25 protein-coding genes, 15 tRNA genes and 2 rRNA genes (1 of these 42 only partly in view) are annotated in these 20,478 nt (G+C 48.1%); 41 read left to right on the top strand and 1 reads right to left on the bottom strand.

The genetic code is table 11. The annotated features are described in order from the left end of the window. The 30 genes from MJQ52_RS07280 to MJQ52_RS07135 form a co-directional block, all read left to right on the top strand. Window positions 1–87, top strand: a 23S ribosomal RNA gene (locus MJQ52_RS07280) (it extends 2,843 nt beyond the left edge of the window). 101 nt (window positions 88–188) lie between these two features. Continuing rightward, window positions 189–304 (top strand): 5S ribosomal RNA (gene rrf / locus MJQ52_RS07275). 9 nt (window positions 305–313) lie between these two features. Then, a tRNA-Asn gene (locus tag MJQ52_RS07270) sits at window positions 314–388 on the top strand. 5 nt (window positions 389–393) lie between these two features. Further along, a tRNA-Ser gene (locus tag MJQ52_RS07265) sits at window positions 394–484 on the top strand. 36 nt (window positions 485–520) lie between these two features. Further along, window positions 521–592, top strand: a tRNA-Glu gene (locus MJQ52_RS07260). Window positions 593–602: 10 nt separating this feature from the next. Continuing rightward, a tRNA-Val gene (locus MJQ52_RS07255) sits at window positions 603–678 on the top strand. A gap of 7 nt (window positions 679–685) precedes the next feature. Continuing rightward, a tRNA-Met gene (locus MJQ52_RS07250) sits at window positions 686–762 on the top strand. A gap of 9 nt (window positions 763–771) precedes the next feature. Continuing rightward, window positions 772–848: transfer RNA gene (locus MJQ52_RS07245), tRNA-Asp, on the top strand. Window positions 849–858: 10 nt separating this feature from the next. Then, window positions 859–934, top strand: a tRNA-Phe gene (locus MJQ52_RS07240). Between the two features lie 3 nt (window positions 935–937). Then, window positions 938–1,010: transfer RNA gene (locus MJQ52_RS07235), tRNA-Thr, on the top strand. A gap of 11 nt (window positions 1,011–1,021) precedes the next feature. Further along, window positions 1,022–1,106: transfer RNA gene (locus MJQ52_RS07230), tRNA-Tyr, on the top strand. A 10-nt stretch (window positions 1,107–1,116) separates the two neighbouring features. Further along, window positions 1,117–1,190 (top strand) — tRNA-Trp (locus MJQ52_RS07225). 29 nt (window positions 1,191–1,219) lie between these two features. After that, window positions 1,220–1,295, top strand: a tRNA-His gene (locus MJQ52_RS07220). 9 nt (window positions 1,296–1,304) lie between these two features. Further along, a tRNA-Gln gene (locus MJQ52_RS07215) sits at window positions 1,305–1,376 on the top strand. 54 nt (window positions 1,377–1,430) lie between these two features. Continuing rightward, a tRNA-Gly gene (locus MJQ52_RS07210) sits at window positions 1,431–1,505 on the top strand. A 6-nt stretch (window positions 1,506–1,511) separates the two neighbouring features. Continuing rightward, window positions 1,512–1,582, top strand: a tRNA-Cys gene (locus tag MJQ52_RS07205). Window positions 1,583–1,589: 7 nt separating this feature from the next. Continuing rightward, window positions 1,590–1,678 (top strand) — tRNA-Leu (locus tag MJQ52_RS07200). A gap of 408 nt (window positions 1,679–2,086) precedes the next feature. Continuing rightward, window positions 2,087–3,046 carry a tyrosine-type recombinase/integrase gene (locus MJQ52_RS07195; RefSeq protein WP_411859060.1) on the top strand — a complete coding sequence of 320 codons (960 nt, stop codon included), beginning with the start codon at window positions 2,087–2,089 and terminating at the stop codon, window positions 3,044–3,046. A 242-nt stretch (window positions 3,047–3,288) separates the two neighbouring features. Next, window positions 3,289–3,615 (top strand): helix-turn-helix domain-containing protein, encoded by a 327-nt coding sequence (locus MJQ52_RS07190; protein WP_232789978.1) that lies wholly within the window; start codon window positions 3,289–3,291, stop codon window positions 3,613–3,615. A 409-nt stretch (window positions 3,616–4,024) separates the two neighbouring features. Then, window positions 4,025–4,348 carry a hypothetical protein gene (locus tag MJQ52_RS07185; protein ID WP_046341149.1) on the top strand — a complete coding sequence of 108 codons (324 nt, stop codon included), beginning with the start codon at window positions 4,025–4,027 and terminating at the stop codon, window positions 4,346–4,348. 35 nt (window positions 4,349–4,383) lie between these two features. After that, the gene (locus MJQ52_RS07180) at window positions 4,384–4,566 is read left to right on the top strand and encodes a hypothetical protein (protein WP_253252025.1); all 183 of its coding nucleotides are present in this window, start codon (window positions 4,384–4,386) and stop codon (window positions 4,564–4,566) included. Then, window positions 4,563–4,925 (top strand): hypothetical protein, encoded by a 363-nt coding sequence (locus MJQ52_RS07175; protein WP_094247555.1) that lies wholly within the window; start codon window positions 4,563–4,565, stop codon window positions 4,923–4,925. The genes MJQ52_RS07180 and MJQ52_RS07175 overlap by 4 nt, the downstream gene beginning before the upstream one ends. Then, on the top strand, window positions 4,922–5,290 hold the full coding sequence (locus tag MJQ52_RS07170) for a hypothetical protein (protein WP_094247556.1): 369 nt from the start codon (window positions 4,922–4,924) through the stop codon (window positions 5,288–5,290). The genes MJQ52_RS07175 and MJQ52_RS07170 overlap by 4 nt, the downstream gene beginning before the upstream one ends. A gap of 218 nt (window positions 5,291–5,508) precedes the next feature. Further along, window positions 5,509–6,561 (top strand): hypothetical protein, encoded by a 1,053-nt coding sequence (locus MJQ52_RS07165; protein WP_216359027.1) that lies wholly within the window; start codon window positions 5,509–5,511, stop codon window positions 6,559–6,561. Beyond that, the gene (locus MJQ52_RS07160; RefSeq protein WP_094247557.1) at window positions 6,558–6,914 is read left to right on the top strand and encodes a hypothetical protein; all 357 of its coding nucleotides are present in this window, start codon (window positions 6,558–6,560) and stop codon (window positions 6,912–6,914) included. The genes MJQ52_RS07165 and MJQ52_RS07160 overlap by 4 nt, the downstream gene beginning before the upstream one ends. After that, window positions 6,911–7,063 carry a hypothetical protein gene (locus tag MJQ52_RS07155; RefSeq protein WP_172424417.1) on the top strand — a complete coding sequence of 51 codons (153 nt, stop codon included), beginning with the start codon at window positions 6,911–6,913 and terminating at the stop codon, window positions 7,061–7,063. Before MJQ52_RS07160 ends, MJQ52_RS07155 begins: the two co-directional genes overlap by 4 nt. 19 nt (window positions 7,064–7,082) lie before the next feature. Continuing rightward, complete coding sequence (locus MJQ52_RS07150) at window positions 7,083–7,850, top strand: ATP-binding protein (protein WP_434181912.1); 768 nt, start codon at window positions 7,083–7,085, stop codon at window positions 7,848–7,850. Then, on the top strand, window positions 7,847–8,374 hold the full coding sequence (locus tag MJQ52_RS07145; protein WP_069473274.1) for a hypothetical protein: 528 nt from the start codon (window positions 7,847–7,849) through the stop codon (window positions 8,372–8,374). The genes MJQ52_RS07150 and MJQ52_RS07145 overlap by 4 nt, the downstream gene beginning before the upstream one ends. Before the next feature lie 217 nt (window positions 8,375–8,591). After that, window positions 8,592–9,986 (top strand): DnaB-like helicase C-terminal domain-containing protein, encoded by a 1,395-nt coding sequence (locus MJQ52_RS07140; protein ID WP_025851649.1) that lies wholly within the window; start codon window positions 8,592–8,594, stop codon window positions 9,984–9,986. Between the two features lie 134 nt (window positions 9,987–10,120). Continuing rightward, window positions 10,121–11,116 (top strand): toprim domain-containing protein, encoded by a 996-nt coding sequence (locus MJQ52_RS07135; protein ID WP_434181911.1) that lies wholly within the window; start codon window positions 10,121–10,123, stop codon window positions 11,114–11,116. A gap of 16 nt (window positions 11,117–11,132) precedes the next feature. Here MJQ52_RS07135 and MJQ52_RS07130 read toward each other — a convergent pair whose 3' ends face one another. Beyond that, window positions 11,133–11,288, bottom strand: coding sequence for a hypothetical protein (locus MJQ52_RS07130; protein WP_236658612.1), 156 nt, complete (start codon window positions 11,286–11,288; stop codon window positions 11,133–11,135). A 444-nt stretch (window positions 11,289–11,732) separates the two neighbouring features. Here MJQ52_RS07130 and MJQ52_RS07125 point away from each other — a divergent pair, with 444 nt between their 5' ends. From MJQ52_RS07125 to MJQ52_RS07075, 11 genes are all read left to right on the top strand, one after another. Continuing rightward, window positions 11,733–12,911 carry an AimR family lysis-lysogeny pheromone receptor gene (locus tag MJQ52_RS07125; RefSeq protein ID WP_069473278.1) on the top strand — a complete coding sequence of 393 codons (1,179 nt, stop codon included), beginning with the start codon at window positions 11,733–11,735 and terminating at the stop codon, window positions 12,909–12,911. Between the two features lie 309 nt (window positions 12,912–13,220). Then, window positions 13,221–13,748: a hypothetical protein gene (locus MJQ52_RS07120; protein WP_069473279.1), complete on the top strand. Its 528-nt coding sequence runs from the start codon at window positions 13,221–13,223 to the stop codon at window positions 13,746–13,748. Between the two features lie 142 nt (window positions 13,749–13,890). Then, the gene (locus MJQ52_RS07115; protein ID WP_199768226.1) at window positions 13,891–14,052 is read left to right on the top strand and encodes a hypothetical protein; all 162 of its coding nucleotides are present in this window, start codon (window positions 13,891–13,893) and stop codon (window positions 14,050–14,052) included. Further along, window positions 14,049–14,567 (top strand): hypothetical protein, encoded by a 519-nt coding sequence (locus tag MJQ52_RS07110; RefSeq protein WP_069473280.1) that lies wholly within the window; start codon window positions 14,049–14,051, stop codon window positions 14,565–14,567. Before MJQ52_RS07115 ends, MJQ52_RS07110 begins: the two co-directional genes overlap by 4 nt. Window positions 14,568–14,804: 237 nt before the next feature. Further along, entirely contained in the window at window positions 14,805–15,584 is a 780-nt protein-coding gene (locus MJQ52_RS07105; protein WP_069473281.1) for a hypothetical protein, read from the top strand. 34 nt (window positions 15,585–15,618) lie between these two features. Next, window positions 15,619–16,053, top strand: coding sequence for a hypothetical protein (locus MJQ52_RS07100; RefSeq protein WP_069473282.1), 435 nt, complete (start codon window positions 15,619–15,621; stop codon window positions 16,051–16,053). Then, the gene (locus MJQ52_RS07095; RefSeq protein ID WP_069473283.1) at window positions 16,053–16,304 is read left to right on the top strand and encodes a DUF7296 family protein; all 252 of its coding nucleotides are present in this window, start codon (window positions 16,053–16,055) and stop codon (window positions 16,302–16,304) included. The genes MJQ52_RS07100 and MJQ52_RS07095 overlap by 1 nt, the downstream gene beginning before the upstream one ends. Then, window positions 16,304–16,573 (top strand): hypothetical protein, encoded by a 270-nt coding sequence (locus MJQ52_RS07090; protein WP_069473284.1) that lies wholly within the window; start codon window positions 16,304–16,306, stop codon window positions 16,571–16,573. Before MJQ52_RS07095 ends, MJQ52_RS07090 begins: the two co-directional genes overlap by 1 nt. A gap of 13 nt (window positions 16,574–16,586) precedes the next feature. Further along, window positions 16,587–17,843: a hypothetical protein gene (locus tag MJQ52_RS07085; protein WP_434181910.1), complete on the top strand. Its 1,257-nt coding sequence runs from the start codon at window positions 16,587–16,589 to the stop codon at window positions 17,841–17,843. Between the two features lie 165 nt (window positions 17,844–18,008). Then, on the top strand, window positions 18,009–18,158 hold the full coding sequence (locus tag MJQ52_RS07080) for a hypothetical protein (protein ID WP_157829260.1): 150 nt from the start codon (window positions 18,009–18,011) through the stop codon (window positions 18,156–18,158). A gap of 34 nt (window positions 18,159–18,192) precedes the next feature. Next, complete coding sequence (locus tag MJQ52_RS07075) at window positions 18,193–20,478, top strand: DNA polymerase (protein ID WP_094247566.1); 2,286 nt, start codon at window positions 18,193–18,195, stop codon at window positions 20,476–20,478.

The raw sequence follows: 20,478 nt of genomic DNA, 5'->3' as shown, positions 1-20,478 counted from the left end.
TGAAAGATGATCAGGTTGATAGGTCTGAGGTGGAAGTGTGGCGACACATGGAGCTGACAGATACTAATCGATCGAGGACTTAACCAATTTGAATGTATGCTTACTGTTATCTAGTTTTGAGAGAATTTTTTTAAAAAACTCTTGCTTTTTCTGAAATACATAGTATAATAATACATGTCACTAAAACGTCTGGTGATGATGGCGAAGAGGCCACACCCGTTCCCATGCCGAACACGGAAGTTAAGCTCTTCAGCGCCGATGGTAGTCGGGGGTTTCCCCCTGTGAGAGTAGGACATCGCCAGGCAGACTTCATTCCGCAGTAGCTCAGTGGTAGAGCTATCGGCTGTTAACCGATCGGTCGTAGGTTCGAATCCTACCTGCGGAGCCATTTGTGGAGAGCTGTCCGAGTGGCCGAAGGAGCACGATTGGAAATCGTGTAGGCGGTAACCCCGTCTCAAGGGTTCGAATCCCTTGCTCTCCGCCACTAATTATCAATACATAACAAACGAAAAAATACCAGGGCCCGTTGGTCAAGCGGTTAAGACACCGCCCTTTCACGGCGGTAACACGGGTTCGAATCCCGTACGGGTCACTTATATGATGGAGGATTAGCTCAGCTGGGAGAGCATCTGCCTTACAAGCAGAGGGTCGGCGGTTCGAGCCCGTCATCCTCCACCATTATCATCGCGGGGTGGAGCAGTTCGGTAGCTCGTCGGGCTCATAACCCGAAGGTCGCAGGTTCAAATCCTGCCCCCGCAACCAAAAAAAAATGGTCCGGTAGTTCAGTTGGTTAGAATGCCTGCCTGTCACGCAGGAGGTCGCGGGTTCGAGTCCCGTCCGGACCGCCATTTATAAAAAGGCTCGGTAGCTCAGTTGGTAGAGCAACGGACTGAAAATCCGTGTGTCGGCGGTTCGATTCCGTCCCGAGCCACCATTTGCCGGTCTAGCTCAATTGGTAGAGCAACTGACTTGTAATCAGTAGGTTGGGGGTTCAAGTCCTCTGGCCGGCACTCTAAATGATGGAGGGGTAGCGAAGTGGCTAAACGCGGCGGACTGTAAATCCGCTCCCTCAGGGTTCGGCAGTTCGAATCTGCCCCCCTCCACCATTTTATAAATAGGGGCATAGTTTAACGGTAGAACAGAGGTCTCCAAAACCTCCGGTGTGGGTTCGATTCCTACTGCCCCTGCCACTATATTATTTATTCATCTTCAGATTATGGCGGTTGTGGCGAAGTGGTTAACGCACCAGATTGTGGCTCTGGCACTCGTGGGTTCGATTCCCATCAATCGCCCCATATTATCATTGGGCTATAGCCAAGCGGTAAGGCAACGGACTTTGACTCCGTCATGCGTTGGTTCGAATCCAGCTAGCCCAGTTGCATTTTTTTAAAAACAACAGCATAAGATGTAATAAGTTCTTTTTACATGTTGCGGAAGTAGTTCAGTGGTAGAACATCACCTTGCCAAGGTGGGGGTCGCGGGTTCGAATCCCGTCTTCCGCTCCAAATTACGGCGGCATAGCCAAGTGGTAAGGCAGAGGTCTGCAAAACCTTTATCCCCGGTTCGAATCCGGGTGTCGCCTTTCTATTGCCGGGGTGGTGGAATTGGCAGACACACAGGACTTAAAATCCTGCGGTAGGTGACTACCGTGCCGGTTCAAGTCCGGCCCTCGGCACCAATTTAACTTTGAGCGAATTATGTTAAATTGGTCATCAATTTTATTATTATAAAACATATATGAGAGTGATTTGCATATTGCAGGTCGCTTTTTTTATATAATAAAAGCGTGAAGACTATCAATATAAGTTTCTTGCTTGTATCGTATATACTGCATTACCATTTGAAAAAACTTTACTAAAACCATTGACACTTTATAAAATGCATGTTATATTTATATACGTCGGTTGAATACGACGCATTACATGCCGGTGTGGCGGAATTGGCAGACGCGCACGACTCAAAATCCGCGGATACATTCCGGTGACATAAGCGCTAATATGACGGGCGATCTACGCAATGTAGGTGGCTTTTTTGCGTTCGCATTCGTACGATTCCGTTTATTTAACACAAAACGGAGGCGATGCGGTTGGTTAGGCGGTCAAATATAATAGCGGCGGTCCCAGAGGCGGACAAGCCTGAAATTGAATTAACCGATTTTGAAACGGCATACAACGCATTCATACGAGAATGTAAAATTAAGAATCTTTCGGAACATACGCTTAAGTATTACCGGAACGAACTACTGTCATTTCGCTCAATGCTCGAACATCAAGGTATCTCGACTAGGCCAGAAAAAATAACGCTACAAATACTGAAAGAGAACGTTATTGTGTACATGATGGACAAACTCGGAAGGAAAGAGACTTCGATCAATACGAGGCTTCGCGCTATTAGGGCGTTCTTTAATTTCCTCGAAAAGAACCGTATGATAGATGATAATCCGGCGAAAGAACTTTCGTTGGTTAAACAGAAGAAAGAAGTAATTGAGACGTTCAGCCGCGAGCAACTTCGGGATATCCTGCGGCAGCCGGATCAGGGGACCTTTACCGGCTTTCGTGATTATACAATCATGCTGTTTCTTATAGAAACCGGAGTACGTATACGGGAGCTTACGGATATAAGCGTAAAGGATATTAGGTGGGAAGACTCACAAATATTAATAAACGGAAAAGGATACAAAGAACGCCTTGTCCCTATACAATCTACAGTTAAGTCTAGGCTCAGGAAGTATGTTCAAATACGAGGCGAAGTTCCGGACGATGCTCTGTTTGTTACGATAGACAATACACCGATAACTAGAAGGCAGGTGCAGAACCGGCTTTCTAAGTACGGACGTATGGCAAATATTAAGAATGTTCGGTGTTCTCCTCATACTTTTCGACATACATTTGCAAAAATGTCGGTACAGAACGGGGCAGATGTTTTTGCGCTGCAAGCAGTCCTAGGGCATACAAGCCTAGATATGGTTCGGAACTATGTAAATCTATTTAGTAGCGATGTCATGAACGCACATAAAAAATTCAGCCCTGTGGAGAAATTATTTTAACCTCGTCTTTTAAGGCGGGGTTAATTTTTTTTGTCCATTTTTGCGCGGTATTAATTTGGCGTGCATATTATCGGTTGTAAAAAGTTTTACTTCTGATGTCGCAAAATTGACGGTAGCCTACCCGTTATAGAAGTGAGAGGTGATAACGAATGACCGACGAACATCAGCGTCTCGTATCCGTCGAGTCTCAATCGGAATACAACGTCACGTCTGGCAAGGCCGAAACGCGGATCTTCGTTAAGATGTACGTCGACGCCGTTAAGAAAGGTCTTATCGCGGATATCGGAGCGGAGCGTTGGCAGACTCTTTGCGTGCTGTCTTCGTTCATGAACGCTAATGGCGAATGCTACCCGACGCAGGACCAGATAGCCGGCGCGCTAAATCTCAGCCGAGCTGCAGCGAACAGGCGGATCAAAGCGCTATGCGAATATCGATGGCAGGGGCGTCCGTTAGTCGTAAAGCAGAAGGCGCGGGACCCGAAGACACAGCGATGGGATAACGCAAGATATACGATCATGCCGATCAGCCAGCTCGCGATATTCGATGGAGATACGGAGGAGCTTACGTAGCCATGTGACGCCGAGCCATACACGGCGGACCCATACACGGCTCGACTTTACACTAACTAGAACCATCTTTTAACTAGAGCCATTAATAACTAGATAAATAATAGCGCTCAATTAAAACCTTTTCGCGCAGATACTTATTAATTAATAATTCTATCGCGGTAAGGAACATCTGCAAGAGTGAGCGAAAGGGAACGATTGCTGGGTTTTATTAACAAACGAAAGGAAGGCGTTAATATGGATATCTACAAAGAAGGCGCCCGGCTCGGTTTAGATAGGCCGTTATCCAACGAAGAGCGGTCCAATATCGCAAGCTTATTACGGACTTACAACAAGCACTCATACGTTCATAGATCGTTGTTGAGGTTATTGTGCGCTGAACGAAAAGCTAACGAAGGAGGCGACGCCAACAATGGCGATTGAAATCCCGATCTCACCCGATTACAAACTAACGTCCGACACGCTCAACATTATCGTAAATGAACGCTATTTCACCGACCCGACAAAGGCGCCGAACTGGCCGAAGAAGCTTGCGGAGAACCCGAACGCTGACCCGACGCCGAAGGAAAAGTGGCGCGAAGTAGCGTATCACTCAACGGTCGAACGCGCGGTACTCGACGTAATGAATCGACGGCTGCGTGACTCGGATGCGACATCGCTAGCGGAATTAGCACGATTAATACGGGAGTTTCGCGAGGGAATAGCGGCTTTACTGGCGGTCGAGGGCGATTGGTAGGGTCAGCGATAAAACAGCGGAGAGGCGGCGAAAACATGACCGAAGAAGTTAAACGATTGCGCTGTGCTGTGGCGGATTTGATTGGCGAGAATGAGCGGTTGAAGACGGCGCTGAGGGTGATCGAAATAAATTCGCAGTTACCCGAAGAAAGCGTCGATTTGGTTCCGGTTACTGCGCTATATGAAATTAATTTACACGCAAAGGAGGCGCTAAAATGAAGCCGACAATCACGAAGGAACAGGCGGAGGTTATCGAATCGGCAAGAGGGTTCGGACACGAAGACGATTGGATATTACGTGCACATGCGGACTTCCTATCGGGGCACGCTCCTCGATGGTATGACGGACACACTTTCGATGATATGGACGTCACTACATTAGCGGCCGCGTTAATTAACGGATACGAAGTCGAAGGTACACCGGAAGACCGGGTACGCGAGTATTTCGCCGAACTTCAGGAAAAGCAACGGACTTCGCAATCCCGGGGCGTTACGTTCAGCCTTGAATGCGAAAGGGAAGGCGTTATCAACACGCTCAATCTTCTCGGAATCAAAATCGAAGGAGTGAACGCGCGATGACAACGTATGAAACGAAGCCGGTCGCCAAGTGGAATACGCGCGATTTCCAAGCGTACCTCAAAGCGGAGCACGAACGGCTCTACGGCGTCCCTTACGTACCCATGCGCGGCTACCAAGCCGAAGCGGGCATGCTCGGACGCTGGGTCGGTACAAAACGAAAACCGGGCGCATACGGGCCGGAGATAACGAAGCGATTCATCGATATGTGTTTTGCGGATTATAAGCCGTCCATAGAATGGCCGGGCGTCAGTTTCGGATGGATGCAGACGTATATGGGGCGAAACCTGCAGCGGGCGGTCAGCGCAGTTCTAGCGGAAGAGGCAAGGGGCAAACGGAATAACGACGTAGATGATGCGTGGTTCTAGCGCGCCCGGGCGGCTGAACGCCGGGAATTAGCGTCCTCCTCCGAGTACATCAACGAACTTCGGTAAATAAACGATAGTTGTAACGATGATTGCGACTGTTGCGATTTGTTTTGCTAGCGTCATGAATCGAACCTCCTTTCGGTAACTAAGGTATATTGTACCGCATAAACACGAATATGTGTTCGGTTTTTTATAAAAATTTCGGGAGTTGTTGCGTAATGGCTGAAATGAAAAAGTATGTGCGGATTAAGAAGGCGACTCGTGAAGCGGCTTGGTACGCAGATAAAATCGGTCAGATATTCGAAGTAGAATGCGTAGGTCCTACTTATCTTATACGGACAGGACCGAATCATTTATCGGCAATCCGAAAAGAAGACGCTGAGCTTATCATCACTGAAAATCGTCGCCCCAAAGTTGGCGAGCGCGTGTTGATTACGAACGGAATAACATCATCAGGCGACTATAAGACTGGCGATATCTGCACGGTACTGAGCGTAGGAGACATCTACGGTACGATTACCGTAAAAGAGCACGGCATTTACGTAGTGGCAAGAGAATACGAAGTCATCGTCAATAGCGAAGTTAAAAACGAGGAGGCTGACGGAATGAAAATCGATTTAAACGCAATGGGATACGACGAATTAATCGCTCACGGCGAAGAAGTTATGCGGGCGATCAGAATGCGGGCTTATGGCGAAGGCTATCGACAAGGGAAGTTCGATGCGGAGATGGATACTACACACGGTCAGGCTCCTATTGTAAGCGCACAAATCCGCCGTGATGAGATCGTTGAGCAGGCGAAGGCGGACGTTGAGAAACTGATTGAGGATGCTGGCTCGATATGCCCGGTCTATTACGGTAATTATACGATGCGGGAATGTACAAATCGTGTAGAGTTCGTTGTTAACCGAGAGAAGCGTACCGTTGTCGCTCTGGTCTTCGGAAAAAGTCAGCGTGTTCGTAGTGAATTACGAGAAAAAGGAATCGCCAAAGCCGCACCTAACGACTGCTTCAACGCTCACATCGGAAAGGCGATTGCGATAAGACGTGCGCTAGGCTTGACGGTGCCTGACGAATACTTGAACGCTCCGCAGCCGACTGAGGTTCGTGTGGGCGACGTTGTTTACTACAGTCGTAAATACCCGCGTTTAACTGTATCTGAAGAGGTGGACCATCGGACAGACTTCGTACCCATTCAATCAGTAAGACTGTTTTTAGGGAACGGCATAACAACTATCATCGACGACTCACGCGAAGAGGTCGGCTCATGACCAAGGCAAAAGCGTCCGTTGGAGATTTGATTCGATTGACCATTTATGGAGGCAAGAATTATCCGGAAGGGAGCGTTCTCCGTGTTCATGAAATTATCGACATGTCTCCGATTAGAGAAAAGATCGCAAACGGCGAGTATGATCGGGAATATGTAGAAATCAACTATCCGGAAGGGACTACGGCGGATGAAGTTACGGCTTTTCCGACATGGGTTCGGATGGATGTAAACATTCACGAAGAATGCTTCGGAACGATGTTTTTCCTTGAGAACGAAGATTACGAGGTCTTAACCGAAGAGGAGAAAGATGCGTATTTAGAAAACGAGAAAAAACAAAAGGAGGAGTGCGAATGACTTTAAAATATACGATGAGTGAGGCGGAGATCGTCGAAGCTATGGTCCAGTGGCTTAAGCAGCGAGGATACGCGGCGACCAAAGGAAGGTTTGTGATCAATCAATGGAATCGGGAAGTAAAAGCGGAGTTTACTCTCCGTAAGAACTAACGAAAGGAGGTCCGCGAATATGACTAACGAAAACAATTGCGTACTTGCTAACGGATGCATGGGGGCAGGTACGGCGGCTTGTACGAAACACTGTACGGCTTTCATTCAGATGCACGGCGTAAGCGGAAACGGAGGACGTTCGGCGGCGGCAGGGCTTCCGCGTGAGTACCGGCTCGTGACGCTACAGAATTCGCCAGCGCGCGGTGACCAACCGGAGGCTTATAAAGCGGCTTATGCTTACGCGTCTACATTTAATCGTCAATTCGATCAGCAATCCGGTTCGGTAGCGGCAGAGGACCGCATCAAGTCGCTTTATCTCGTAAGTGAAAAGACCGGAACTGGCAAAACAACGACAGCAGCGGCGCTCCTTAACGAATGGCTGCGCGTCCATTATAGCGGCTCCCTGCGACGAGGCTTAACGCCTTTACAGCGTCCGGCATATTTCCTCGATGTTAACGAATGGCAGACAGAGTTTAACTTGGCGACTATGGCGAATGACGACGAAGGTATGGCGGAATTTCAATGGAAGATGAAACTCGCTATGTCAGCGCCATTTGCGGTCCTAGACGATATAGGGGTGCGAGACTGTACGCCCGCATTTCGCGGCTATCTACACGCAGTAATTAACGCAAGAGTAACGAACCAGCTACCGACTATCTATACGAGCAACATTGCGCTCGATCAGCTTTGGCAAGTATTCGGTGAGCGACGTCTGGCCGATCGGGTAGGCGACTTATGCCGCGAGATTGAATTCGTAGGCGAATCGAAAAGGGGGATGCGTAGATGAAAACGGAATTCACCTTCGGAGACCTCGTCTCGGTTGTCGGGTACGAAAATCGGATATTCTACGTCGATGCTTGGCGCGAAGTAAAGGAAACCGATGAGTGGGGCGTAAGTGAATACGTCGAGTTCGAGCTGACCGACGCCATAAACGGTGAATTCCTCGACGCGTTCGAAACGGATCTGCGGCTAGTATGCCGGAAACAGTTCGCGGAAGATTACCTTTTAGAGTACGATGAGACGGACTATCCGGAGCCGTCGGGCCCATCGTTCCACTTTACGGATGATTTTTCTTTCGGAATAGGTTACGCGAAAAATGAGGCGGTTGGGATGGCGAGAGAACCGAAGGAAACGCCGAAGACGGCGCGGGCGTTAAGTGCGCAGGAGGTTGCGAAACGTAAACGGAAGACTGACGAGCTGCTGGACGAATACAACGATAACATGCGCTTGTACGAGACGTTTGGAGATGCGGAGTATAAAACGAAGGCTGACGCTGTTATGGCGAAATTGAGACGGGAGGCGGGCGAATGAAGCGCAGAATTAGATACGTTTATACGGATGAAGAGTGGACTAAACAGGTACGCATAGAAAACGTGATCTTCTTCGTCCTATCTCCGATATACTTACCACTAGTCGCGATTTACTATATCGGGGAAGGCGCTTTATATACAGCTGAGGGGATTGCATTAGGAGTAAGAGCATTAGTTAAACGGATTTTCTTTCGTAAAAATCGAAGGGAGGAGCGCGCATGAACTACGGAACTTTACTAATATCGAAAGCCATCGAAGCGAACGATCCGAACGCCCTTCTGCGCTTCAATGTTTCCGAAGCCGACTTCCAAACGCAGGGCGAACGCAAGGCCTTCCGGTACGTTATGGATTACGCGGAGAAATACCGAGGCCAAGCGCCGACAGCCGAGATGGTTGCGAATGAGGTGCCGGACTTCCAACCGGATTTTAATATCGAAGCCAGCTACGATTACCTTGCGAAAAACCTCAAAGATCGGGCGGCCGAGCGCGAATTTATCGAGCTGATGAACGGCCGTATTGATCCGGAAACCAATCGTCAGGTTCAGGAGCCGCAGCTCGAAAAACGATTTATTGAAGCGCAAAAAAGCGGTGATATGGGAAAATTCTTCGAGTGGTTGACGGGGCAGGCCGAAAGTCTTAAAATGAGAACAAACGTTCGAAATTCGGTCGGGACGGATATCAAACGGGACATCGACAAGTTTAAAGCGGAATATGAAAACCGTAAGGCCGGCGAGTCCTTTCGGATCTGGCGCAGCAAATTCGACTTTGTTAATAAGGCGATGGGCGGCTACGTATCGTCGAACGTGTACGTGATCTACGGAAAGTCGGGGCGCGGTAAATCGGCCGTATCGTTAGAGGAGGTCACTAACTGTGCGATGCAGGGGGCGAACGTTCTGATTTGGTCGATGGAAATGGGCTGGTACGAAGTGTTGGTGCGTCTGTACGTATCGATTTCCGGAACCATGGGCGTTACGACTGCGACTCTGGACGGCGTCGATATGGAAGCCGGATTCAATTCTCGCGATGTACGTCAGGGAAAACTATCCGACGAGTTCGAGGCGGGTTTTATGGAATTCCTTGATCGTCTTAACGAAATCATTCCGGGAAACATTACGGTGCGAGCTGTCGACGATGAAGACTTCGGCTCAAGAACCCTACGCGACCTAAAATCGGACATTATTGAAACGAAGGCTGACGTCGTGCTTGTAGATCCGTTTTATTACCTCGACTACGAAGCCAATACGTCAAAGACGGCGGGCGGGGATGCGGCTAATACTTCGCAAAAACTGCGCCGTCTGGCCGGGCATACGAAAACGACGATCTTTGCGCTCACACAGGCGGATGAGGATGACGAGAAAGAAACGGAAGACGGAGCGCGCGAGCTTAAGCTGCCGCAGCGTAAGGACGTCAAGAAAACGAAAGCCCTGCTCGAAGATGCTGCGTTATTGATTGCGGTTGATACGAACGCGAAAGAAGGACGCGGCTTAATCGGATTGAATAAAGGGCGCGATGGCGGCGAAGGGGAAGTCGCAGAGATTATCTATCTGCCGCAAATCGGCGTGGTGAAACAGCCGGAAACGGGTGCCGGAGCTGCGGACGTATTCGAGTTTTAGATCGTTTGGAATTTACCGGATGATATTGTCAACAATTACATCTAAATTTTTGAATATTTTCGACAAATTGCGACTGCAAGTTTCGTAACAATGTCGTAATATAATTTACAAGTCTCGAAAGGAAGTGTCTCGAATTGCCGATATTAACTTTGAATGGACGTTTTGTAGACGTCGACATTCGGTATGAGCTCGAACAATTCAACTGGACCCGGCCGACGTGGGGCGATGAACGCCTGCTGGCCGCCAGTCCATTCAGATACGATCGGACGCCGAGCTTTTACGTTTACCTCGAAGACACAGCGTCGGCAAAAGCCGGCTATTGGGGCGACTCGGGAGCCTATGACGAAGAGTTTGCGCGGGGCGGGTTCGTTAAACTGCTCGCTTTCCTGCGCGGCGAAACCGAAGACGACGCAATCGATTACTTATTGGAAACGTATGCACCGGCGGCTGAAGGCGGACGTATGGCGCTGCGGCTCCCGAAATTAAAGGCCGTCACGAAGCCGGAGCCTTTGCCGGAATCGATCCTCGCTGACACAACGCCGGGGCCTAACGCTTATCTAACGGGCCGGGGCATTGCGGACGCGGCCCAAGAAGAGGCCGGCGTATCGCTTGCCGGAAATGCAGTCGCGATTCCTTGGCGGCTTCCTAACGGCCGGCTGGCAAACGTTAAGTATAGGGCAACGAAGGGAAAGGCGTTCTGGTACGTAAACGGCGGCATGCCTATCCGGTACTTAGTGTACGGAATGGATCTCGTATACGCGCAGCGGCTTAAAAGCGCGGTGATATGCGAGGCCGAAATCGATGCTATGGCGTGGCGATCAGCGGGCATACCGGCGATCGGAACAGGCGGCAGCACATTTAATTTACAGAAGGCGGACATAATTGCGCAGTCTCCTATCGAATATTTAACGGTGGTTACAGATAACGACAAAGCTGGCGAAAAGTTACGGCGGGAGATTGAGCGTTATTTGATCGGAAAGGTGCGGCTTGCGCACGGTTATATTACGGAGGTGAAAGACGCTGATGAACTACTTATAAAGCGCGGTACAGAAGCGTTGCGAGACGTGTATGATCGTGCGGAGGTCGTAAGAAATACTTTGCGTTTAGGTTCGGGAATTCCCGTACTTTAGGTCGGCGGAGGTTGTATTAACCCTCCGTGTTGCTGTCGGATACCTCAATCCAATCGTACAGATCTTCGGGCGCGCAGCCGAGCATCATTGCGATATTGTAGGTTCGTTCGATGCTCGGCAGATTCCGAAGGCTGACATAATCGGACATGTGCGTTTTTGATACTCCGACCATTGCTGCGAGTTGACTGAGACTAATTCCGCGTTTCTTGCATAGTTCGGGTATCCGACATTTGCCGACCTTAAACGTGATAAACACCTCCGTACTACATCAAATAAGGTGTCACGGAGGAAATTATAGACTATAAACAGTTATTTTTCCACTTCGTCAGGAGAGATTCGAACTACTTTCTCAATTGGGACATTTAACTTTAGACATAAGAACTCAATGGTACGAAGGTTGACTGATTCATTATTACTAAGTCTCCTCTGAGTTTTGGAATTAAAATTCTCTCCCCTAAAGTGACTTAGCTTCATACCTCTTTCTTCTAATAATTCGAATAGCGGAGAGTAATCAATCATCATCCAACAACCTTTCAAGGAAAATTTGTTTACAAAAAGGAACATTTTGATTATACTAAAAATAGGATAAGACGTAAAGAGCGGAGGGGTACTCAGAATGACGTCAATTAGAGACGAATTTGTGCAAATAAGGCAAGAACGCGAATTAAGTATACCACGAATTTCTTTAGAAGCGGACATTCACCAGGATTGCTTATACGGACTTGAGGAAGATGGGGGAATAGGTTTTAGGCAGCTTCTACATTTATCCAGATATTTATTCGGAGCTGACTACGATCAAAAAATGAGGGAATGGTGTCTAAAGTTAAATTCAACTGAAACTTTGAAGCAAGCCTTTGAGTATGCTGCCCTAAAGAGGGATATTGGACTTCTGCAAGAGCTTATTGACCAAAACAGGAATGACCCTGGTTTAAAGAACTACATCAACACTTACACGATCATTTGTGATTTCATGACAGATAAAATAAACTTCAGTGAGATGTCTTCTAGGATAAGTAAATTAAAGGTATCAAGCGACAAGGATCTGGCCTTGTTTAAAAGGATTTATAATTGCGTGTCACTGTACTATCGAAAAGAATTTCTTGAAATGACGAAAGAAGCAAAAGCTATTGATGTAGAATTAAAGAAAATAAATAGCTCAAGACAAAGGCAACGAGCGTTTTTTAAAGAGTGTTTTTCGTATAGGTTGTCTGAGATACTGGCACCAGCCTATTTGCATCTTAATGAATTAGATCTATGTCGAAAACACGCTAAGGTCCTAATCTCTACAGCGTTAAATCAGAAGCATATATCTGATGGGTATTACTGTTTAGCAATGTCCTATCTAGCTGAAAACCCAGAACTAAGCATAAAGCTCTTAAATCAAAGTAAATTAGCCGCCGAGAAGACAGGATATGATGCGTTAATTAAGATTGCGGACAGCAATTTATTTTTCGCGAAACTTTACTTCGATTTTAAACAGGGAAGGGTTGAAGTCCCTGATCTAAACCTGCTATCAAAACAACTTCTTTTGGGAGGTGATGCTGACTTTATAGTATACTTCGATTATATCCAGCACAAAACAACTCAAGAGGCGTATAAGGGCTGGCGGTATTTTTTAGGGAAGATGAATTTCCTGTTCGCGTCCCTATCTGCTGATTTTTTATTAACCTTAGGCGTTGATGAGGATCAAGTCCAAGCACTAAAGTCAATTACATTCGAAAAGGGAGAGGTTATTTATGAAGAAAATTTTATTAGCAGTTTTAGTTTTAGGGGCGCTGGTCTCAACGTATCTTAGTTCAGGTAGCACTCAACAAGCATCGAATGATGATAGTAGCGTCAAGGTTGCAGAAATAAAAGTAGGCGGATAAGTGTTTAGGGATGGGCCGTGCAGACGGCTCTTTTTTTATTTTGATTATTCGGAAAAATCGCTAAAACAATTTTTGTTACTTTACCAAATTTAAAACAATTGAAGTTTGTTCCATGCTAATATTTTCTTATAGAGGATAATCAACCAAACAAATGAAAAACTTTTTAAAAATGGTGTCTCAAAATCGAATGCATCCTACCCGTTATATAAGTGTAGGGCGAAGGGAGAAATGATAAAGTGGAAATTAAACAATTTAATAGGTTGCAACTTGCAGCGAACAGCGGCGCAATACCTTACGTAGTAAGAGAAGCCGAAAAGTTAGCGCATCTGATTCCGGACTTTACATCGTTTGAGCAGGAATGTTATCAAGCGATCGGGCGGGCGTTAGAAAATCTCGCTGATAACGGACGCGAAAAGAAGGCGCTGATACAGCGAATTATTCGCGAAACCCGGCATAGATTTGTGAAGAATAGACGATCTAGGGACGAAATTGCAATCGAAGCTATTAACGAAGAAGGAACCGTTTGGGAGCCGGAAGACACTTTGGCGAGTGTTGAGGACGCGGTTTTGCTTAAAGAAAAAGTCGCCCTGTTGGCGCAGGACGACGAAAGAAAAAAACTTATTCTCGATACTTGGACTCGCGGATGTACAAACGATACGGAAGTTTCCACGTTGTTGGCGCAACGTTTTGGAGGAAATGCTCCGTCCCATCGAAAGTTTATCCAACGATTCCGATCAAACTGTCAACGCGAATTAACAGCTTAATATTTCTGTCGCAGCTAGACCCGAAGGACTTTCGCTACGTCCTCATTGTATTGCATATTGTCAACAAATTCAAGGGAACAATTATGCGAACAAGTCCTCGGTCTAGTGCGATTATCCTTAAAATAACGGAGGCTAACGTACTATGCATACATCGAATTTACCCACATTTAACGAATCTCAAACGCTTTTAGCGCTAGATGAGCGCAAACTCACCGATTTCATTTACCAAGGCGCATGGCCGCACGATGAAGACCCGGCCGACTATTTGCCGGCTACTCCGATTAAGGCGGTGCGCGTCGGATGATTACCGCCGGTCAGGTCAAGTTTTCGCACCATGCACGCAAGCGCCTGAAGGAACGTTACAATATTACGAATTTACACGTAGCGCGTAATTGGGTTGCGCAAAAGCTTCAGCACGCAAAGTATCTCGGAATCACCGTAGATTCTAACGGCAAGGAAGCGCGTATGTACGGCGGAAAAGGAGTCGTTATACTCTTCGCGCTGAATAGCGATTATGTACTGACCGTTCATCCTCCCGAAAAGAATACGGCGATCCGATTTATCAACGAAGCGTATTACACGATGAAACAAAGCGTAGAGGCTGCGGTTCAAAATAACGAAAATTATGCCGCGGAACTTCACGAAGAAATAGCGCACCTGACGGCCGAGCTTAAACGAACGCGATCAAAAGCGAAGAAGATGGCGTACCAAGCGCGAATCAATGCGGTTCAGATGCGGATTGACGAATTGCCCGCCGAATCCTTCGAATTAAAACGCAGGCTTACAAAAGCGGCGAAAGGAGTTGCGGCGTATGTCTGATCTTTCGTGGGTGGGACCGATTGCCGCCTTCATCATCGGATTAATACTTTTCGGCATGTGGGCGCAAAGTGGCGAAGACGACGCATGATAGGCGCGTCGCGTCCTCGGAGAATGTCGGGGCGGCCGTTAGGTAATCCGTGTCGCGTCGCTACTGCCAAGCGCTGGCGGCGTTTCGGGCGCAGACACCGGCATTTTGCGAGGGCGAAAAGCCTTAATAAAAACGTAGGGGGAAAACGAATGAGCAAATTTGAAAAAGGTGCAGCGGCGTTAAACGCTTTAAATTCAACGAACGAGGGCGGAAACGGTAAGGAAACCGAGTTCACAAGTTTTACATCCGGCACTTCCTTTAAAGTTCGCGTTCTCGGTACTGCGGATCTTATCCGATTCTACAACTACGGAATCTATAAAAAAGTTAACTCGTTCGTGGCTGAAAACCCGAGCACTATGAACGAAAAAGGCTTCCCAGTCGGCAATTACACGCCGTGGGATCTCGCGTGGAAGTACTATCAGGATCTAAAGAAAGAAGCCGAAAACAAAGGCGATAGCCATGCGGAAGAGAGATATAAAGAAGAGGCGAGTAAATATCGCGTAAAAGAGCGATATGCTCTCGGATTCATCGATCTGGCGACGGGCGAACCGATCATTATCGACCTCTCGAAGAAGCAGGCGCAAACAATTTACGCGGTTATCTTGAAGTATGAAAAGAAACTCGGAAAGGTTGCGTTCGAGCTTGAAAAGACAGGATCAGGCACGGCAACAACCGTTAGCTTAACGCCTATCATCGACATGGAAGACGATCTAACGGAGAAGGAGCGCGAGAACTTCGCTAAGTATGCGGATAAAGAATTCGATATGTCGCTGTTTGACGGCCTGCTTTTCGAAGCGGATGAGAAAACTCAGATCGAAAACCTAGTCGCGGCCGGCTTCGATATCAGCTTAATCGGTCTGTCACTCGGCGGAAATGCTGCGAACGAACCTGAGCCTTGGAAGCCTAGCGACGAAGAATTACCGTTCTAATTACGTATCAACCAAACGAAAAGGAGGCGCTCATATGGCGCATAAATCAGAAGATACCGGCAAGTATTCGGAACTGATCGCTCGTGCTGCGCTGCTGGCTAGCGGCTGGCAGGCGGTCAGTACGTCCGAAACGGAAGAGGCATTCGATATTAGCGCAAAAGATCCGTTAAGCGGAGAGTGGAAAACGTTTCAGGTAAAAACGATTTATGATCGGAAGAAGCGCGGCAGCCTCATCGTTCAGGCACGGAAAAGCGACCGGACACCGTATAAGCTCGATGAAGTCGATTACTTTATCGGCGTGCTGATCGGCCGCGGTCCGGTGCCTACCGTGTGGATGTTCGAGAATCGCGAGCTTACCGAGTATTGGGGGCCGCAGTCGAAGGACGGCAAGCGGTGGGTACGGATGGATTTGAACTTCCGGCGGGAAGACGTAGAGCTTACGGAAATTAACGAATCGGAGGCGGTATGATGGCGTGGTTTAAATACAGCGATATGAGCACGGGCGGCTATGCGAAAAGTGATTACGGGGCTATTTTCGTTGAGGCTCACAATGAGTACGAAGCTAACGATATCTTTGAAAGTGAGCTTGACCTCGATCCTTACGGCGTTGCTTGCGATTGTTGCGGTAATGATTTTTGGATATCAGAGGTCGAAGCTGACTACGTTGAGGGTTACGCGCAAAGAGAAGACGTTCTTGTGCTTAAAAAGGAGGCGGTGTGATGGCGGAATATAAACTCTTTAAAGTCGGATTAAACGGCTATTACGACATTATTGCCGCTGAAACAGAGGAGCAAGCACTGGCGCATCATCTCGACTTAGTGGGGCCGGACGACTACTCCGAAGATGAAATGCCGGAAGTTTCCGAAGTGGGTACGGACACCATGGAGAAATTTGAAACGGAAGCGGGCGGATTTGAATACATGACATACGCGGAATTCCTAGCGGATTTTAAATACGAGGAGCCAGCAATTGTTTGCTGGTTCGAATAAGGAGGACGAACGGATGGCGAAATTAGACGGCGTTAAGACACTCGATATGGTGAACGGTGAAATTACGAAGGTTGCGTATGGCGGTGCGGAGTATGTGAAGACGGAAGGTTTACCGAAGATGGGCGATTTGGTACGGGCCGAGGAAGGTGGTTACGATATTACCTACGGCGCTTTCTACAAAATTACGGATGATGCCGACCATGCGGACGACGTTAGATTCTTGGACGACGTAGATTTTGGGCGGGTTAGATTTGGCGACGATTACGAACTCTTCCGCAAAGTATCCACCAGCACCAGTCCGTCATTAGAAGAACGCGTCAGCAGCGCGGAAGGCGAAATCGAATCGTTAAAATCCGACGTGGCTGCTTTGAAGGGTGAAGCGGGGTACGTACGGATTGACAAAAGCGAAGCGCAGGAAGGCGATTATATTAAGTTCGATGAGGCTCCTAGATCTTATCTAACCGCGGGCGAGTATTACGAAATTGATTACGTTGATTCGCACGGAGATCCTCAGATCACTGACGATGACGGAGACGAATTTGATACGTACTCTCTGGACCATTGCGAATTCGAAGTCTACCGCAAAGTCAGCGCCGCAAGCGTAGAAGCTGAGCGTCTGAAGGTCGGTGATTATGCGAAGGTGGTCGGTCAGGCTATTGTCACCGAAAAAGGAGAAATCGTTAAAGTAATTCAAGATACGGGTGCGATCATTCCTTTTAAGGTCGAAACTATGGACGGTAAATACACGGAATGGCGTTCAGAAGCATCACTCGTCCGCGCCACTGACGAAGAAGTTGCCGAAGCTAAAGACGCAGCAGCACGCGCTAAATTTAAAAGAGGCGATAAGGTGCGGTTGCTTTCAGGCGGCGGAGACTACCCTCTTAGCGGATTTGAGAACGATAAGATTTACGAGGTTTTATATAATAACTTCAATCACCCTAAGGGTAAACGTATTCGAATCGCTGACAGTACCGAGAGGTTCGGCTACGCAACGCCAGATCAGCTCGAAATTTTATCCGAAGAGGAAGCCGCCGAAATCGAGCGCAAGCAAGCCGAAGAAGCGAAGTGGGCGAAGATTGGGCGCAAGGTTGGCGAGTATAAGAACGGCGATGTTGTTCGCTATGACTACGGAGATAACGAGATTTGCGAAGTCGTGGACGATACCGAAGAGGGTCGCGTAGGAGTTCAAACGAAGGAGTACGGAATTTGCAGAGAAAAACCGGCAAACCTGCGCCTTATCACGCCAGTCGAGGCGCGCTTTGACCGCTAAGCCGGCCTCCGTCTGCACCGCACGTAACGCTAACCTCTACGAAGGGCGATCCGCAATTTACGATTCGCTCTTCGAGGTTTATGCGTGCGGGCCGTCTTGCTGGTCGGAATGGTATGCAGAAAACGAAGCGGGATATAAACGAAGATGGACGGAGGCGGTCGATTTATGAGGAGATTACCGAGAGCAATCGCATTTCTATTCGGAATTATAGCCGCATTTGTTGCGGGCGTATTCGCGCTTTATTCGGCTGTAGCTCCGTTAATTTTATTGGTAGGCGTAATAATTTTCGGATACCTGAACGTAACGAGCGATTAAGCGGACTTTATTACGCGAGGAAGGAGGACGACGGATGGAAGGCTTACGGTTAAACTTGAACGCGCTTAAGCCGGCGGCACCGAAATCGGACGCAGTAGAGGAGACGGCCAAGCGGAAGGCGAAAGCCAAGACCGCCGAGCCGATCGAGGAAAGCTGGCGCAAGATATTCGCGATGAAGCTATCGGATGCCGATCGCAAAAGGGTAACGGAAGTCAAGGCGGCCATGGATGCGGGCAAACTAGCGCGCGATCCGGCTGACTGCGTGAACAAGGCCGGCAACCCTAAAGCGTTCAGCAAGGCGGAGGCACTCCGGCTATGGAAGACGCTTCAGGAATCCCAGCGCGAAGAAACCTTGCGGCAGATGGTCGAGAATACGCCGGATAATTACGAATTAATTACGACTGAAGAACGATTTCAGGCGCTAATCAAGGCGTTAAATAACGAAACAATAATCGCAGTTGATACCGAGACGACGGGCGTAGATGTCTATACGGACGTAATCGTGGGGCTTTCGCTGACGTTGCCAAACGCTGACTGGCACGTTTATATACCGGTGGATCACGTTGATTGCGAGCAGTTAAGTCGCGAATATGTACTCGAAGGTCTGGCGCCTGTATTTAACGATGAATCAATCGGCAAGGTTTTACACAACGCGATATTCGATATTGCGATGCTTCGGCGGCATGGGTTCGATTTGAAAGGCGTCGCTTGGGATACGATGACCGCGATGCACCTTCTGAACGAAAACGAGAGTGATCGAACATTAGGCGGAGCCGGTTCGTTTAAGCTCAAAGACTTAGCGCCTAAATACTTAAAAACACCGGCAGACACTTTCGATGCTCTGTTCGGCAGGAATGCGCAATTTAAAGAAGTTCCGTTAGACCTAGCGCTAGTTTACGCAGCGAAGGATACGGAATTAACGTGGAAGCTGTACGAATTTCAGCGTTATCACATGGCGAAAATACCGACGATTTTGGAATATTATCAAACCGTTGAAGTTCCGTTATTGTATGTAATCGTCGATTTAGAAGCCAACGGATATATTCTTGACTTGGATTTCGCGAAAGAATACGGAGAAAAGCTGCATAAGCGTGCGGAGGAGTTGCGAAAGGAATTAGTTGTGGAGTTGACGCCATTCCATGAAGGAGACGAACCGATAAATCTAAACTCGACTCATCAGATGCGGCCCGCACTTTCAAAGGCAATCGGCAAGGAGCTCCCGAATATGGACGCTAAGAAAACGCTCAAGCCGTTGAAAGACGACTACGATGTCATTGCGAAACTCCTAGAGTACAAGAATATCGTTAAGTTGAGTGGTACGTATATCGACACGCTGCCGACAAAGCAAAACCCAACAACTGAGCGTTGGCATTCGCGATTCAATCCGATGGGAACCGTGACGGGCCGATTCAGCTCCGGAAAGGACGAAGAGGATAAAACGCAGCAAGGGTTTAACGTGCAGAATCAGCCACCGGAAGCACGTCCGATGTTCGGTCCTCCTCCCGGAAAGCTGCTAGTAGGCGCCGACTTTAAAGCGCAGGAAATCAGGTGTGTGGCGCACCTGTCGGGCGAACCAGTACTGATTAATGCGTTTTTAGAAGAACGTGATCCATACGCAACGATGGCATCGAACTTCTACAAACGACCGTACGAGGAAGTTTATAAGAATGCTGATGGTTCCGACACAAAAGAGCGAAAGAAAATGAAGGTCGCATGGTTAGCTACATTATACGGAATGAGTGATTATTCTCTAGCGGATATGCTAGGCGTAGGTAAGAAAGAGGCGACCGAGTTTAAAGAAGAGTTGTTCGGAAGTATGCCGAAGCTGTCGGCGTGGTTAAAAGAGAACGAAGAATTTGTGCGAAAAAACGGATACGTTTGGGCTGATCTGAATGCGCGAAAACGCCGGCTGCCAGACGCTAAACTCCCGCGCAAAAACATTCCGTACGGAAAATGGAATGATCCGAAATACGATGACGCAAGGAAACATAATTCACGAATTAATCGCGCTTTGCGTCAAGCGACAAATGCTCGCGTACAAGGATCGTCGTCTATTCAAACGAAAGTCACGATGATTAAAGCGCACGAATATTGCGCTAACAAACCGGGATGGGCGCTGTGGTCAACGGTGCATGACGAACTCATTTTCGAAGTTCCGGAGGATTTTACGTGGGAAGAAGCGCAAGACATTCGCGATATCATGCTTAATTCTTACCGTTGGGGAGACGTTGTGCCGAACGGTACAGATATCGAAGTTATGCGCAAATGGGGCGAAGGTGTGCCCGTTGAAGAATGGTTTAAAAACAAGGAGGCGGTTTAA

Source organism: Bacillus sp. jun7 (genome assembly GCF_051034795.1).
GTDB classification, from domain to species: Bacteria; Bacillota; Bacilli; order Bacillales; family Bacillaceae; genus Bacillus; species Bacillus velezensis.
Note: the sequence above shows the minus strand (reverse complement) of the source record. Positions and strands in the feature narration are given on the sequence as shown.

Bases quoted from the DNA above. Each gene is read 5' to 3' on its own strand.
- MJQ52_RS07190 (WP_232789978.1), top strand. From the start codon at position 3,289: ATGTACGTCGACGCCGTTAAGAAAGGTCTTATCGCGGATATCGGAGCG.
- MJQ52_RS07185 (WP_046341149.1), top strand. From the start codon at position 4,025: ATGGCGATTGAAATCCCGATCTCACCCGATTACAAACTAACGTCCGAC.
- MJQ52_RS07180 (WP_253252025.1), top strand. From the start codon at position 4,384: ATGACCGAAGAAGTTAAACGATTGCGCTGTGCTGTGGCGGATTTGATT.
- MJQ52_RS07175 (WP_094247555.1), top strand. From the start codon at position 4,563: ATGAAGCCGACAATCACGAAGGAACAGGCGGAGGTTATCGAATCGGCA.
- MJQ52_RS07170 (WP_094247556.1), top strand. From the start codon at position 4,922: ATGACAACGTATGAAACGAAGCCGGTCGCCAAGTGGAATACGCGCGAT.
- MJQ52_RS07165 (WP_216359027.1), top strand. From the start codon at position 5,509: ATGGCTGAAATGAAAAAGTATGTGCGGATTAAGAAGGCGACTCGTGAA.
- MJQ52_RS07160 (WP_094247557.1), top strand. From the start codon at position 6,558: ATGACCAAGGCAAAAGCGTCCGTTGGAGATTTGATTCGATTGACCATT.
- MJQ52_RS07155 (WP_172424417.1), top strand. From the start codon at position 6,911: ATGACTTTAAAATATACGATGAGTGAGGCGGAGATCGTCGAAGCTATG.
- MJQ52_RS07150 (WP_434181912.1), top strand. From the start codon at position 7,083: ATGACTAACGAAAACAATTGCGTACTTGCTAACGGATGCATGGGGGCA.
- MJQ52_RS07145 (WP_069473274.1), top strand. From the start codon at position 7,847: ATGAAAACGGAATTCACCTTCGGAGACCTCGTCTCGGTTGTCGGGTAC.
- MJQ52_RS07140 (WP_025851649.1), top strand. From the start codon at position 8,592: ATGAACTACGGAACTTTACTAATATCGAAAGCCATCGAAGCGAACGAT.
- MJQ52_RS07130 (WP_236658612.1), bottom strand. From the start codon at position 11,288: ATGGTCGGAGTATCAAAAACGCACATGTCCGATTATGTCAGCCTTCGG.
- MJQ52_RS07125 (WP_069473278.1), top strand. From the start codon at position 11,733: ATGACGTCAATTAGAGACGAATTTGTGCAAATAAGGCAAGAACGCGAA.
- MJQ52_RS07115 (WP_199768226.1), top strand. From the start codon at position 13,891: ATGCATACATCGAATTTACCCACATTTAACGAATCTCAAACGCTTTTA.
- MJQ52_RS07110 (WP_069473280.1), top strand. From the start codon at position 14,049: ATGATTACCGCCGGTCAGGTCAAGTTTTCGCACCATGCACGCAAGCGC.
- MJQ52_RS07105 (WP_069473281.1), top strand. From the start codon at position 14,805: ATGAGCAAATTTGAAAAAGGTGCAGCGGCGTTAAACGCTTTAAATTCA.
- MJQ52_RS07100 (WP_069473282.1), top strand. From the start codon at position 15,619: ATGGCGCATAAATCAGAAGATACCGGCAAGTATTCGGAACTGATCGCT.
- MJQ52_RS07095 (WP_069473283.1), top strand. From the start codon at position 16,053: ATGGCGTGGTTTAAATACAGCGATATGAGCACGGGCGGCTATGCGAAA.
- MJQ52_RS07090 (WP_069473284.1), top strand. From the start codon at position 16,304: ATGGCGGAATATAAACTCTTTAAAGTCGGATTAAACGGCTATTACGAC.
- MJQ52_RS07085 (WP_434181910.1), top strand. From the start codon at position 16,587: ATGGCGAAATTAGACGGCGTTAAGACACTCGATATGGTGAACGGTGAA.
- MJQ52_RS07080 (WP_157829260.1), top strand. From the start codon at position 18,009: ATGAGGAGATTACCGAGAGCAATCGCATTTCTATTCGGAATTATAGCC.
- MJQ52_RS07075 (WP_094247566.1), top strand. From the start codon at position 18,193: ATGGAAGGCTTACGGTTAAACTTGAACGCGCTTAAGCCGGCGGCACCG.